This is a genomic window from Pseudomonas sp. T1.Ur, assembly GCF_023516725.1.
GTDB classification, from domain to species: Bacteria; Pseudomonadota; Gammaproteobacteria; order Pseudomonadales; family Pseudomonadaceae; genus Aquipseudomonas; species Aquipseudomonas alvandae.
Window position 1 is genome coordinate 1,642,114 of sequence record NZ_JAMGSN010000001.1, and the last position, 13,507, is coordinate 1,655,620.

General features: G+C 64.2%; 11 protein-coding genes. 8 read left to right on the forward strand and 3 right to left on the reverse strand.

The annotated features are described in order from the left end of the window. Nucleotides 1-172: 172 nt before the first annotated feature. Nucleotides 173-1,663: an ATP-binding protein gene (locus M8Q45_RS07675; RefSeq protein WP_249874190.1), complete on the forward strand. Its 1,491-nt coding sequence runs from the start codon at nucleotides 173-175 to the stop codon at nucleotides 1,661-1,663. Here M8Q45_RS07675 and M8Q45_RS07680 read toward each other — a convergent pair. After that, a complete protein-coding gene (locus tag M8Q45_RS07680) occupies nucleotides 1,610-4,420 on the reverse strand; it encodes an ATP-binding protein (protein ID WP_249874191.1) in 2,811 nt (936 codons plus the stop codon). The two genes, M8Q45_RS07675 and M8Q45_RS07680, sit on opposite strands and share 54 nt — an antisense overlap. A 378-nt stretch (nucleotides 4,421-4,798) precedes the next feature. Between M8Q45_RS07680 and M8Q45_RS07685 the strand changes: the two genes are divergently transcribed. From M8Q45_RS07685 to M8Q45_RS07715, 7 genes are all read left to right on the forward strand, one after another. Then, on the forward strand, nucleotides 4,799-5,620 hold the full coding sequence (locus M8Q45_RS07685) for an alpha/beta fold hydrolase (protein ID WP_249874192.1): 822 nt from the start codon (nucleotides 4,799-4,801) through the stop codon (nucleotides 5,618-5,620). A gap of 132 nt (nucleotides 5,621-5,752) precedes the next feature. Next, on the forward strand, nucleotides 5,753-6,706 hold the full coding sequence (locus M8Q45_RS07690; protein ID WP_249874193.1) for a LysR family transcriptional regulator: 954 nt from the start codon (nucleotides 5,753-5,755) through the stop codon (nucleotides 6,704-6,706). Continuing rightward, entirely contained in the window at nucleotides 6,703-7,116 is a 414-nt protein-coding gene (locus M8Q45_RS07695; RefSeq protein WP_030141305.1) for a DoxX family protein, read from the forward strand. Before M8Q45_RS07690 ends, M8Q45_RS07695 begins: the two co-directional genes overlap by 4 nt. Continuing rightward, nucleotides 7,109-7,747, forward strand: a complete 639-nt coding sequence (locus M8Q45_RS07700; RefSeq protein WP_249874194.1) for an antibiotic biosynthesis monooxygenase — start codon at nucleotides 7,109-7,111, stop codon at nucleotides 7,745-7,747. Before M8Q45_RS07695 ends, M8Q45_RS07700 begins: the two co-directional genes overlap by 8 nt. A 118-nt stretch (nucleotides 7,748-7,865) precedes the next feature. Next, the gene (locus M8Q45_RS07705; protein ID WP_249877283.1) at nucleotides 7,866-9,704 is read left to right on the forward strand and encodes an amidohydrolase; all 1,839 of its coding nucleotides are present in this window, start codon (nucleotides 7,866-7,868) and stop codon (nucleotides 9,702-9,704) included. 143 nt (nucleotides 9,705-9,847) lie between these two features. After that, entirely contained in the window at nucleotides 9,848-10,477 is a 630-nt protein-coding gene (gene ycaC, locus M8Q45_RS07710; protein ID WP_030141308.1) for an isochorismate family cysteine hydrolase YcaC, read from the forward strand. 254 nt (nucleotides 10,478-10,731) lie between these two features. Beyond that, nucleotides 10,732-11,610, forward strand: coding sequence for a LysR family transcriptional regulator (locus M8Q45_RS07715; protein WP_249874195.1), 879 nt, complete (start codon nucleotides 10,732-10,734; stop codon nucleotides 11,608-11,610). 51 nt (nucleotides 11,611-11,661) lie between these two features. On the opposite strand, the gene M8Q45_RS07720 is transcribed toward M8Q45_RS07715, so the two are convergent. Then, nucleotides 11,662-12,138, reverse strand: coding sequence for a PA2171 family ribosome-binding persister protein (locus M8Q45_RS07720; protein ID WP_249874196.1), 477 nt, complete (start codon nucleotides 12,136-12,138; stop codon nucleotides 11,662-11,664). Nucleotides 12,139-12,336: 198 nt separating this feature from the next. Further along, nucleotides 12,337-13,446 carry an NAD(P)/FAD-dependent oxidoreductase gene (locus M8Q45_RS07725; RefSeq protein ID WP_249874197.1) on the reverse strand — a complete coding sequence of 370 codons (1,110 nt, stop codon included), beginning with the start codon at nucleotides 13,444-13,446 and terminating at the stop codon, nucleotides 12,337-12,339. Nucleotides 13,447-13,507: the final 61 nt, after the last annotated feature.

A 13,507-nucleotide genomic window follows, 5' to 3' on the forward strand; every position in this document is an offset into this window, starting at 1 on the left:
CGTCCAGGGCACCGTGATGTCCGTGATGCGTCCTGTGCCAGCATTGTTCTCTGGCGGGCGGCTGCCAAGATAAGGGCGAACCCTCTGGAAAGGATGCGCAAAGAGCCAGGGCAGACGCGTGCGACGATTCGCAACGCCACGCCCGGACCGGTTATCTGGCGCAGGATCGCTCATGGACAGTTTCGTCAAACCTGGCACCGAACAGACGGTGGGCTTCGGTCCGTTTGTCTTTCACCGACAGCAACGACTGGTCACCCGCGACGGCCAACCCCTGGCGTTGGGCGGTCGCGCCCTGGATATTCTGCAACTGCTGGTGGCGCACGCCGGCACCTTCGTCAGCAAACAGACGCTCATCGCCCACGTCTGGCCTGACAGCGTGGTGGAGGAGATCAACCTGCGGGTGCATATCGCGGCGTTGCGGCGAACGTTCGGCGACGGACGGGACGGCAAGCGCTACATCCTCAATCACCCCCACCAGGGCTACTGCTTTGCCGCGTCGCTGGTTGTCGAGCCGAGTGCCGGCGGGCCCGACGCCGAACAGGGCGAGCGGCACAATCTACCGGCGCGCCTGAGCTCGGTGATCGGTCGCGACAAAGTGCTGGGGCGGTTGCTTGTCGAAGTCCCGCGCCAGTCCCTGACCACCGTCACCGGCTCGGGCGGCGTCGGCAAGACCACCGTGGTCCTGCGGGCGGCGGAGTTGCTGCTGGAGCATTTCGACCAAGGCGCCTGGTTCATTGACTTGTCCGACGTCAACGACCCGAGCCTGATTGCGCTGCGGATCTGCCACGCCCTCGGTGTGGAGTACGGGCCGTTGGAGCAGCGGTTGCAATCCTCCCGGGTTTTGCTGGTGCTCGACGGTGTTGAACATTTACTCGGGGCTTGTCGAGAGTTGGCCTTGATGCTGCGTGCGTCGGCCCCCGGCGTGTCCCTGTTGTTGAGCAGCCGTGAAATCCTCGACCTGGCGCAGGAAAATGTGCTGCAACTGCCCGGCCTGACGGTGGCGTCGCCCCGCGACCCGGATCACCAGGTGCTGGCGTGCCCGGCGGTGCAGTTGCTGATGGATCGCGTCGGCGCTCGACAGCAAGGCTTCACGCCGGGGGAGCGTGACCTGGCGTTGCTCGCGCAGATTTGCCGGCGCCTGGATGGCGTGCCGCTGGCGCTGGAATTGGCGGCGGCCCAAGTCGATGTCCTGGGGATTGCTGGCGTCCTGGAACAATTGGACGGCGGTCTGTCGGTGCTCAGCCACGGGCGTCGCACGGCCGTGGCGCGTCACGGCAGCCTGGAGGCCGCGCTGGACTGGAGCTTCGAGCGCTTGAGTCGCGATGAACAAACCGTGTTCCAGAGACTGGCGGTGTTTGAACAGGCGTTTTCCCTGAAAGCCGCGATGGCCGTCATCAGTTGCACTGACCTGGGCATGGAGCGGTTGCCCTGGCTGCTGTCACGGCTGGTGAGGCAATCGCTGGTGATGGTCGAACAACGGGCCGAAGGGACTCGGTTCTATCTGCTGAACACCACCCGCAGCTATGCCCTGGAAAAATTGCGGCGTAATGGCCAGTGGCATCTGCTGCGGCGCCGCTACGTGCTCCAGAACGCGTGGCAGCTGCGCCATTCACGACCCGAGCCGACGAGCCAGCGCCTGGAGCAGCACGCCGGCTTCCGTTAGATCGGGGGTGTCGAACCCTTCCGTAAAACCTCGATAGACCGGGCCGAGCAGGTCATGCGCGGCCTCGTCCTGACCTTGCCGCTGCCACAGGCGGGCCAGGGAGATGGCACCGCGCAGCTCCCAGGCGCGCGCGCCTTGGCGCCGGGCCACGGCCAGCGCGGCCAGCAAATGGGCCTCGGCATTCGCTTCGGCCCCCGCACCGCCCTGTGCCAGCAAGGCTTCGGCGGCGGCACGCAGGATCTCCGCCGAGCACCAGCCCGCCGCGCCACTGTGGGCACGTTCGATCTGGGTCGGGCTGACGGTATCGGGCCGGACCGTCACGACCATGTCCTGGATGAGACTGGTAGGGGACGGGCACGCCTGGAGGGGCGCGCCGTCGAACGCGCGCTCGAAGTGGCAGGCCCAGCCGTGGAACAGCATCACCGAATGTTTCCGGGCCTGGTGTTTCAGCATATCGAGCCGTTCCCGGGCGATGGAGTGATCGCCGGTGTACTGCGCGATCACGCAACCGCTCACCGCCAGGGTGTAGCAGATCGACAGGCCGTGGTTGATTTGCAAGGCAATCTGCAACGCGAGGTTGGCGGTGCGCCGGGCTTTCTCGGGGAACCCCTGGAGCCAGAGGATCCGCGCCAGGATCGTCAGCGCCGCCACGCTCTGTTCGTATTGCACGCCGAAACCGTGAGTGAAGCGGCTCAAGTGACCGTTCTGGGCCAGGCGCTGGATGACCTGCTCGGCATCGTGCCGCGCCGCGCCCTGGTCACCGATGAAATGCAACGCCAGCACCCGCAGGCGTTGGGTGCTCAACGACATGACCGGGTCGCCCGGCAGTCCCAGCCGGTCGAAGTCCTGGCACTGTTCGAGCGCCTGCTGATAGCGGCCGCAACTGAGGTTGACCGTCATGTGCCCGGACAGGGCCCGTAGTTCACCGGCCAGGTCTTGATACGCTTGGGCGAGGCGCCGAGCCGTGACAAACGCCGCGACGGTGGCGGGCGTGCCGCCCTCGGTGTGGTAGTTGAGACTGGCATGGGCCAGCTCCAGGGCGAGGGTCAGCCTGGGGCATGGCGAGGCGCTGCCGTGCAGCAGTTCCCGGGCCTTGTTGACGTAAAGGCCATGCTCCTTGAGGAGTGACAATTCCTGCCAGAGGGGCAGGGTGCGCGCTGTCAAGCGGATCGCCACGCTGTGGGAACCGTGCGGGCCCAGCCCTCGGTCCAGCGCCGCGCGAATGTCGTCGCGGTAGGTCGCGTAGCGCGCAATCCACAGCCGCGTCGGGGTCTGTTCCCAATCTTTTTCAGCCTGCTCCATGAGGGTCAGGCAGCGCTCGGCGTGGCGCGCCTGGCTGGCGGCGAGCTCGCCTGCCGCGATCAATTTCTCCAGGGCGTAGCTGCGGGTGGTATCCAGCAGGCAATAGCGGACCTCTTCGTCACCGATCTCGACGTTGAGCAGCGATTTGGCGACCAGTTGACTGACCGACACCAGCACCTGTTCGGGCGCGACATGCTGGCCGACGATGACCGCTGCCGCCGACGCCAGGTTGAAGCTGCCCATGAACACCGCCAGCCGTCGCAGGCAAGTCTGCTCGCACCCCGTGAGCAGCGCGAAGCTCCAGTCCAGCGTGGCGCGCAGTGTTTGCTGGCGCGGTGCGCTGGCGTGATTGTCATGGGCAAGCAGGGCGACGCTGTCCTGCAATTGCCGGTGAAGCTCGTCCAGCCCGAGGCGTCCCACTTGTGCGGCCGCCAGCTCGATGGCCAAGGGAATGCCATCCAGCCGCTGGCAGATGTCGACGACCAGCGGTACCTCACGGTCGGTCAGCTCGAAGTCGTCCTGGCTGGCCATCGCCCTCTCGGCAAACAGTTGCAGTGCCGGGTATTCCAGGGCCGGGTAGCCTTCGATGGCCATTCCCTGTGGCGGCAGCGCCAGCGAATCAAGGCGCTGCACATGTTCGCCCTCGGCGCGCAGGCCCTCGCGGCTGGTGGCCAGGATGTGCAGGTGAGGAGCGCCGCGCAGCAAGGTCTCGCAGAGCAGGGCGACGGCGTCGATCAAATGCTCGCAGGTGTCAATCACCAGCAGGAAATGGCGATCCTTGAGCGGTCGCAGGATCGTTTCAAGCGGTGCGCCGTCTTGCGGCGACAGCTCCAGCAGGGCGCAGAGGTTCGGCGCGATCATGGCCGGGTCGTTGAGCGAGCCCAGGTCCAGCAGGTGGGTACCATCGCGATATTGTCCGATCAGCCGCTCGGCGACGCGCAAGGCAACGGTGGTCTTGCCGATGCCGCCACTGCCGACCAGGGTGATAAAGCGTTTTCGCGGCAACTGGGCGACCAGGCTTTCCACCAGGCCCTGGCGTCCGATCACGCGGGTGCGGCGCGGCGGCAGGTTGCCGGCCAGGGAAGGGTGGGGAATACGGGCCAGTTGTTCGGGCGGTTCGCTGGTGACCGGCGCGACAAAACTGTAGCCGCGCTGCGCCACGGTGACGATGTAGCGCTGGCCAGCCTGGCCGTCGCCCAAGGCCTTGCGCAGGGCCGCCACGTGAACCCGCAGGTTGGTGTCTTCCACCACGCTTTTGGGCCAGACGCGGGCGATCAATTGCTGCTTGCTCACCACCTGGCCGGCGTGTTCGAGCAGCACCAGCAGAATCTCCACCGCCCGCCGACCCAGGCGCAATGGTTGCCCGCCCTCCAGCACCAGGCGCTGGCGCGGATGGACCCGATAGGGGCCGAAATGCACCGTCTTCTCGACGGGCAGGCTGAGGTATTGGCTCATGGCGTGCTCATGGTTCTGTCCCCTGGAGATGGGCTGTACCCGAGTATATTCCTCAGGTTTTATGTCAAGCGCAACGGCGGGTGGTGTTGCCATGTCCTTGCGCAATGCCAAACCCGTGGCGAGGGAGCAAGCTCCCGCTGGGCTTTCGTAGGAGCTGCCGAGCGAAGCGAGGCTGCGATCTTTCCCCAGACACTTGAGTCTCAAGCGAATCAAGATCAAAAGATCGCAGGCTTCGCCAGCTCCTACAGAGCCCAGCGGGCGCAAGCTCCCTCGTCACAAAAGCACGTCAGTCCCGAAAAAATTAACAACGTTTAACTCACGCAACTATCTCCCCTGGCCGGACCATTGAGCGATCCACCCACCTCAAGGAGTCATGTCATGAGCACGTTCATCACCCGCGACGGCACAGAGATCTACTACAAGGACTGGGGCACTGGCCAACCGGTGGTCTTCAGCCACGGCTGGCCGTTGAACTCCGACAGTTGGGAGGCGCAGATGATGTTCCTCGCGTCCAACGGCTACCGGGTGATTGCCCACGACCGTCGTGGCCACGGGCGTTCCAGCCAGCCGTGGGATGGCAATGACATGGACACTTACGCCGACGACCTGGCCGAACTGATCGAGCGCCTGGACCTCAAGGACGCGGTGTTGCTCGGTTTCTCCACGGGGGGTGGCGAAGTGGCGCGCTACATCGGTCGCCATGGCGCCGCCCGCGTCGCCAAGCTCGGCCTGATCTCGGCCGTCACGCCGCTGATGCTCAGGACCCCGGCCAACCCTGGTGGCTTGCCCATCGAAGTCTTCGACGGTTTCCGCCAAGCCTCCCTGGCCGACCGTTCCCAGCTATACAAGGATGTGGCCAGCGCATTTTTCGGCGCCAACCGTCCGGGCGCCAAAGTCTCCCAAGGCATGATCGACTGGTTCTGGATGCAAGGCATGCTCGCCGGCCACAAGAACACCTACGACTGCATCAAGGCGTTCTCGGAGACCGACCTTTCCGAAGACCTGCGCAACATCGACGTGCCGACCCTGGTGGTCCATGGCGATGACGACCAGGTGGTGCCGATCGAAACCGCCGGCATCGCGGCCGCCAAGTTGCTCAAGAACTCGCAGCTGCTGGTTTACCCAGGCGCGCCCCACGGCCTGACCGATACCCACAAGGACCAACTGAACGCTGACTTGCTGGCGTTCATCCGAGGCTGATCAGGGCGCAAACCTGTGGGAGCGAGCTTGCTCGCGATGGCGGTGAGTCAGCTTGCATCGATGTTGGATGTGATGACGCCATCGCGAGCAAGATCGCTCCCACAAGATCGGTATTGAACAGGAACAACACCCATGAACCGCAATGACCTACGTCGTCTCGACATGAACCTGCTGGTGATCTTCGAGGCGTTGATGTTCGAGAAGAACCTGACCCGCGTCGCCGAAAAGCTGTTCATGGGCCAGCCGGCGGTGAGCGCGGCGCTCGGGCGGCTGCGGGATCTGTTCGATGACCCGCTGCTGATCCGTCACGGCCGAGGCATGGAACCCACGCCTCGGGCCCTGGCGATCCTGCAGGAATTGCAGCCGGCCATGGACACCATTTCCAGCGCGGTCAGCCGGGCCAAGGCGTTCGACCCGTCCACCAGTTGCGACGTGTTCCGCGTCGGTCTGTCGGACGATGCCGAGTTCGGCCTGTTCCCGCCACTGCTGAGTCAACTGCGCGAAGAAGCGCCGGGCATCATCGTTGTGGTGCGCCGGGCCAATTTCCTGCTGATGTCGTCGCTGCTGGCCAGCGGCGAGATCAGCGTCGGCGTCAGCTACACCACCGACCTGCCGGCCAATGCCAAGCGCAAGAAACTGCGGGACATTCCCTGCAAGGTGTTGCGCGGCGACAAGCGCCCGGGGCCGTTGACCCTGGACGAGTACTGCGCGCGGCCCCACGCCATGGTTTCGTTCTCGGGCGACCTGAGCGGCAACATCGACCTGGACCTGGCCCGCATCGGCCGGGCGCGCAAGGTCGTGCTGGCGGTGCCGCAATTCAGCGGCCTGCGCGCCTTGCTGGCCGGCACCGAGCTGATCGCCACCGTGCCTGACTACGCCGCCTGTGCACTGGTGGAAGGCTGCGCGTTGCGCGCCGAAGACCCGCCGTTCGAAATCAATGCCGCCGAGTTGTCGATGGTCTGGAGCGGCGTGCATGACAACGACCCCGCCGAGCGCTGGCTGCGTTCGCGCATCGCCACCCACATGTCCCAACCGTTGCCTGCCGCCGCGGCCGTCTCGACGGACCCGGCCGGAGCCCACCGATGAATAGCACTGATGAACGCCGCATGCAGGACCTGGGCCTGCTGTTCCTGCGCCTGAGCGGCGCGTTGTTCCTACTGTGGGTGCATGGCTTGCCCAAGTTGCTGAACTACAGCGCCGAGCTGACCCGCATCGAAGACCCGTTCCACCTCGGCGCCGCACCCACGCTGATCCTGGCGATTTTCGCCGAGGTGCTGTGTCCGTTGCTGATCATGGCCGGCGTGCTGGTGCGGCTGGCGTGCCTGCCGATCCTGTTCCTGCTGGCCGTGGCGTTGCTGGTGGTGCATCCGCAGTGGAGCCTGGAAGAAGGGCAGTTCGGTTGGTTACTGCTGATCATATTTACCAGCGTATTCATTGCCGGCCCCGGACGCCTGGCGATGAACACGCGTTTTGATGGAGTGCTTCGCCATGTCTGAATCCCCAACCCTCGAATCCACCACGAAGCCGGCCATGCCCGGCTCCGACGAAATCGTCACCCTGGTGGTCAAGCACCGGATCAAGGCCGGCCAGGACGGCGCCTATGAGGCCTGGTTGCGACGCATCGTCAGCGTCGCCGGCCAGTGGCCGGGGCACCTGGGCGTGGATGTGGTCCGGGGCAAGCAGGGTGGATTGTCGCTGTTTACCTGCGTGCTGCGTTTCTGTTCCACCGAGGCCATGCAGCGCTGGCTGGATTCGTCCGAGCGTCGCGAATTGGTGAATGAGGCCGCACCGCTGCTGGCCGACGGCGACCAGACTGAAGTCGCCTCCCACAAGGAATTCTGGTTCGCCCCGCTGGCCGATGCCGCTACGCCGCCACCGCGCTGGAAACAATCGGTGGTGACGCTGTTGGTCATCCTGCCGCACACGCTGCTGGTGCCCTTGCTCTGGGGCCCGCTGTTGCAACTCAACGCGTTCCTGTCCAACTACGTGGTCGCCACGTTCCTGATCACCGTGACCATCGTGCTCTCGGTGGTGTACGTGTGCATGCCACTGGCGACCCGCCTGTTCGCGCCCTGGCTCGAAGCGTCCAAGGCCCACGAACACCTGGAGCCCGGCCATGGCCAATAACGACGACCCGACCGATCCGCTGCGCCGCCAATTGCTCGCCGCCGGCTCCTTGCTCAGCGCTGCCGCGGCTTTCTGGCCGCGCCTGTCCCTTGCTTCTTCCCATTCACAAGGAAACCCTATGAACGCCGATCTGATTCTGTTCAATGGCCAATTCCACACCGTCGACCGCGAGAAGCCTCGCGCCAGCGCGGTTGCCATCAGCCAAGGGCGCTTCGTCGCCGTGGGCACCGACGCCGAGGCCATGGCCTTGCGTGGCAGCGGCACCCAGGTCATCGACCTCAAGGGCCGCACCGTCATTCCCGGGCTCAACGACTCGCACCTGCACCTGATCCGTGGCGGCTTGAACTACAACCTGGAATTGCGCTGGGAAGGTGTGCCGTCCTTGGCCGATGCCTTGCGCATGCTCAAGGACCAGGCCGACCGCACGCCGACGCCACAATGGGTACGCGTAGTGGGCGGCTGGAATGAATTCCAGTTCGCCGAAAAACGCATGCCGACCCTGGAAGAACTCAACCAGGCCGCGCCGGACACTCCGGTGTTCGTGTTGCACCTCTACGACCGCGCCTTGCTCAACCGTGCCGCCCTGCGCGTGGCCGGCTACACCCGTGATACGCCGAACCCGCCGGGCGGCGAGATCGTCCGTGACAGCAAGGGCGAACCTACCGGCATGCTGGTGGCGCGTCCCAACGCGATGATCCTTTACTCGACGCTGGCGAAAGGGCCGAAGCTGCCGCTGGAATACCAGGTCAACTCCACCCGCCAGTTCATGCGCGAGCTCAATCGCCTGGGCCTGACCAGCGCCATCGACGCGGGCGGCGGCTACCAGAACTACCCGGACGACTACGCGGTGATCGAACAATTGGCCCGCGAGCAACAGATGACGGTGCGCATCGCCTACAACCTGTTCACCCAGAAGCCCAAGGAAGAACTCACCGACTTCAAGAACTGGACCGGCAGCGTCAAGCTGCACCAGGGCGACGACTTCCTGCGGCACAACGGCGCCGGCGAAATGCTGGTGTTCTCCGCAGCGGACTTCGAAGACTTCCTCGAACCGCGCCCGGACCTGCCGCCAGGCATGGAGCAGGACCTGGAACCGGTGGTTCGTCATCTGGTGGAGCAGCGCTGGCCATTCCGCCTGCACGCGACCTACGACGAATCCATCAGCCGCATGCTCGACGTGTTCGAGAAGGTCAACCGCGACATCCCGTTCAACGGCCTGCCATGGTTCTTTGACCACGCCGAGACCATCACGCCGAAGAACATCGAACGCGTGCGAGCACTGGGCGGCGGTATCGCAATCCAGGACCGCATGGCCTTCCAGGGCGAGTACTTCGTCGACCGCTACGGCGCCAAGGCCGCCGAAGCCACGCCGCCGATCAAGCGCATGCTCGCCGAAGGCGTGCCGGTGGGCGCCGGCACCGACGCCACCCGCGTCTCCAGCTACAACCCGTGGACCTCGCTGTACTGGATGGTCAGCGGTCGCACCGTTGGCGGCCTGTCGTTGCACGAAGAAGGCCTGCCGCGCCTGACCGCCCTGGAACTGTTCACCCATGGCAGCGCCTGGTTCTCGTCCGAGCAGGGCAAGAAAGGCCAGATCAAGGTCGGCCAACTGGCGGACCTGGCGGCCCTGAGCGCGGACTTCTTCAGCGTCGAGGAAGAAGCCATCAAGTGGATCGAGTCGGTGCTGACCGTGGTCGACGGCAAGGTGGTCTACGCCGCCGGCGACTTCGAGAAGCTCGGCCCGGCCAGCGTCCCGGTGCTGCCGGACTGGTCGCCAGTGGTCAAGGTCCCGGGCCACTGGCGTCCGACCTCACCGTTGCAGGCCCAGGTCCACCAGTGCAGCGGTCCGTGCACGGTGCACTCCCACAGCCACGAACGGGCGCGCTTGTCGAACGTTCCGGTCAGCGACTTCCAGGGTTTCTGGGGCGCGTTTGGCTGTTCGTGCTTCGCCTTTTAACTGACAAACCGATTCTCCCTGTGGGAGCGAGCCTGCTCGCGAAGACGTTGGTACATCCGACATTGTCGCCAACTGACACACCGCTTTCGCGAGCAGGCTCGCTCCCACAGGTTTCGTAATATCCATCCCAAAGGAGTCATCCCATGAGCAACGTTCCCGCCTACAACCGCCTGAACAAAGACGACGCGGTGGTCCTGCTGGTCGACCACCAGACGGGCCTGATCTCCCTGGTCCAGGATTTCTCGCCCAACGAGTTCAAGAACAACGTGTTGGCGTTGGCTGACCTGGCTAAATTCTTCGGCCTGCCAACCATCCTGACCACCAGCTTCGAACAAGGCCCCAACGGCCCGATCGTGCCGGAGCTCAAGGAAATGTTCCCGGACGCGCCGTACATCCCACGTCCAGGCCAGATCAATGCTTGGGACAACGAAGACTTCGTCAAGGCGATCAAGGCCACTGGCCGCAAGCAACTGATCATCGCCGGCGTGGTGACTGATGTCTGCGTGGCATTCCCGACCCTGTCGGCCCTGGCCGAAGGTTTCGACGTATTCGTCGTGACCGACGCCTCGGGTACCTTCAACGAAACCGTGCAACAAGCCGCCTGGGTGCGCATGACCGCCGCTGGCGCGCAGATGATGAACTGGTTCTCGGTGGCCTGTGAGCTGCACCGCGACTGGCGCAACGACATCGAAGGCCTGGGCAACTTGCTGTCCCAGCGCATTCCGAACTACCGCAACCTGATGAACAGCTACTCGGCGCTGACGGCCAAGTAAGCGGTTCATGCTCAATGACGCCCGCCTTGTGCGGGCGTTTTTGCGCCCGGCATCAGAGCCTTGCAGCTGACCCACCGCTATCGCGAGCAAGCTCGCTCCCACGATGTTCGAGTCGTTCACAAAACCTGTGGGAGCGAGCTTGCTCCGGGCGGCGATCCGACGAAAGCGTCAGCACATCCAACCGCTATGCAACCTGATTCACCCAGATCACAATGCCCACCTGAACCGGCAGACTGTCCACCCATGGAATGACAATGAACCCCTTCGAAGAAATGCGCATCTTTGCCCAGGTCATGGAGTCGGGCAGTTTCACCGCGGCGGCGGACAAGCTCGGGCTGTCCAAGCAATTCGTCAGCCGCAAGCTCATGGAACTGGAGCAACGGCTGGGCGTGCGCCTGCTCAACCGCTCGACGCGCCGGCTGGACGTGACGCCGCTCGGCCAGCGCTACTACGAGGCGGCGTTGCGCCTGCTCAGTGAAGTCGAGCAAGTGGAGCAGGGCATCAGCGGCCAGACCAGCGAGCCGCGCGGGACCATTCGGCTCAGCGCGCCGTTGTCGTTCGCCGTGGCGCACCTGGGCTGCCTGCTGCCGCTGTTCCTGCAGCGCTACCGGGACGTCAGCGTCGAGGTGGACCTGAGCGATCGCTCGGTGGACCTGCTCGGCGAAGGCTACGACCTGGCGCTGAGGATCGGCGTGCTGGAGGATTCAACCCTGATCGCCCGGCGCATCGCGAGCATCGAACGGGTGTACTGCGCCAGCCCGGCTTATCTCGCGGAGAAAGGCACGCCCGCACGACCTGAAGACCTGCGCAATCACGACTGCCTGCCCTATGGACACAGCCGTCAGGTGCAGTGGCGTTTCGAGGGCAATGGCAAACCGCTGGTCCTGGAAGTGGCGGGGCGGATGCGGGCCAATAACGGCGACCTGCTCAGGGATGCGGCGATCGCCGGGATGGGGATCACCTACCTGCCAACTTTTATCCTGGGGGACGCGTTGAAGGATGGCCGGCTGGTCAAGCTGCTGGAGGGCTTTGAAACCGAGCCGTTGGCGCTGTCGGCGGTCTACCCGCAACATCGCCAGGCTTCGCGACCGGTGCAGGCGCTGGTGGAGTTTCTGCGCGAGCAGATGCAATAAAGGCCGGAACGCTTCAACCTGATGAGTGGCTGAAGCGTTCGCGGCCTTCGATCAAGCGGCGAGGTTGGCGCTGCTCAATTCTTTCTTGTACTGCGCCTTCATGGTTTCCATCTGCTCACCCAGGGCGTCCAGCTTGGCCTTGCCCAGTACCTTCTTGGCTTTCGGGAACATTTCCTTTTCTTCTTCCTCGATGTGGTGCTCCAGCAGCTCCTTGACCACCTTCACCCGGCCTGCGAATTCCGGCTGGGAAGGATCGGTGGTTTTCAGGTCGGGCAGCACCAGCGAGTCGACGGTACGGTGCTCTTCCTTGGCTTCGTAGTACATCTCGGCTTCTTCCTTGCCGCCTTCCTGCTTGAAGGCCGGATAAAGGATTTCTTCTTCCAGGCGGGTGTGGATGGACACTTCCATTTCCAGCTTCGCCAGGAGCTCGGTGCGTTTCTTGATGGCGCGATCAGTCGATTCACTCAGCTGAGTGAGAATGGCTTTGACGCGTTCATGGTCGGCTTTCAACAGGTCGATGGCATTCATGTGCTGCTCCTCGGTCATTCACGGATGCGGGCCGGCTTCGAGCGCCGACGCCACGTGACATGAAAGGTGCATCCCTCGTGCCAGCCGAGTCGCTTTTAAATTCTCTTTAAAAACAGGTGGTTATGAAGGAGTCGAATTTTGTCATCGTGCAGGCTGCATGAGCCGCGGTTAAAACGCCTTGCACTTTGCGCTGCCGGGTCAGGAGTTGTCGATCTGTTGCCGAACCCGTTCCGCCAGCGCCAGGCAAGATGTCAGTCCGGGCGATTCGATGCCGAACAGGTTGACCAGCCCCCGTATCCCATGCTCGGCGGCAGCGCTGATCAGAAAGTCCCGAGCCGGCTCCCCCGGTGCAGAAATTTTCGGGCGAATCCCGCTGTAGGCAGGTTGCAGGCTCTGATCGGGCAGGCCTGGCCAGTAATTTCGAATGGCCTGGTAAAAGGCTACGGCCCGAGCCGGATCCACTCGGTAATCTTGCGCATCGACCCATTCGGTGTCAGGACCGAAGCGCGCCTGGCCGGCCAGGTCGAGGGTCATGTGGATGCCCAGGCCAGCGGCTTCCGGCGCGGGATAGACCAGATGGCGGAACGGTGCCCGCCCGGTCAGTTGGAAGTAGTTGCCCTTGCACAGGTAATCATCGGGAATCCATTGCCGGTCGAGGCCTTCGATCCGGCGGGCGAGGGCAGGGGCCTGGAGGCCGGCGGCGTTGATCAGCCGGCGGCAGGCCAATGTCATCTGCGCCGTGCCGCCCAGCGCCAGGCTGAAGCCATCGTCGATAACACGAGCCTCCAGCAAGGGCGTGCGAAACACCACGCTGGCACCGGCCGCCTCGGCATCGCCCAGCAGCGCCAACATCAAGGCATGGGCGTCAACGATACCGGTGGAGGGCGAGTACAACGCGCCGACACAGGACAGCGCCGGCTCCAGTGCCTGTGCTTGTTCCTGATCGAGCAGGCGCAGATCGTCCACACCGTTGAGCAGGCCGCGCGCCAGCAGCGTCTCAAGCCCGGCCAACTGTGCCTGATCCTTGGCCACGATCAGCTTGCCCAGGCGGCGAGTCTCGACGCCGTGGCTGTCGCAATACTCATACAGCCGTCGCCGGCCCTCGACGCACAACTGCGCCTTGAGGCTGCCCGGCGGGTAATAGAGGCCAGCATGGATCACTTCGGAATTGCGTGAGCTGATGCCCATGCCGATGGCATCGCCTGCTTCGATGACGAGCACTTCATGCCCGGCACGCGCCATCTCCCGCGCCACAGCGAGGCCGACGACGCCTGCGCCGACGACTATGCAATCGATATCGACACTCAACGCTGGGTCTCCTTCATGAGCAAATGATGGCGTTCAAGCATAGCCCCACACACTGATGATA

Coding starts and splice junctions, on each gene's coding strand:
- M8Q45_RS07715 (WP_249874195.1), top strand. CDS start 10,732: ATGAACCCCTTCGAAGAAATGCGCATCTTTGCCCAGGTCATGGAGTCG.
- M8Q45_RS07675 (WP_249874190.1), top strand. CDS start 173: ATGGACAGTTTCGTCAAACCTGGCACCGAACAGACGGTGGGCTTCGGT.
- M8Q45_RS07680 (WP_249874191.1), bottom strand. CDS start 4,420: ATGAGCCAATACCTCAGCCTGCCCGTCGAGAAGACGGTGCATTTCGGC.
- M8Q45_RS07700 (WP_249874194.1), top strand. CDS start 7,109: ATGTCTGAATCCCCAACCCTCGAATCCACCACGAAGCCGGCCATGCCC.
- M8Q45_RS07690 (WP_249874193.1), top strand. CDS start 5,753: ATGAACCGCAATGACCTACGTCGTCTCGACATGAACCTGCTGGTGATC.
- ycaC (WP_030141308.1), top strand. CDS start 9,848: ATGAGCAACGTTCCCGCCTACAACCGCCTGAACAAAGACGACGCGGTG.
- M8Q45_RS07720 (WP_249874196.1), bottom strand. CDS start 12,138: ATGAATGCCATCGACCTGTTGAAAGCCGACCATGAACGCGTCAAAGCC.
- M8Q45_RS07695 (WP_030141305.1), top strand. CDS start 6,703: ATGAATAGCACTGATGAACGCCGCATGCAGGACCTGGGCCTGCTGTTC.
- M8Q45_RS07705 (WP_249877283.1), top strand. CDS start 7,866: ATGAACGCCGATCTGATTCTGTTCAATGGCCAATTCCACACCGTCGAC.
- M8Q45_RS07685 (WP_249874192.1), top strand. CDS start 4,799: ATGAGCACGTTCATCACCCGCGACGGCACAGAGATCTACTACAAGGAC.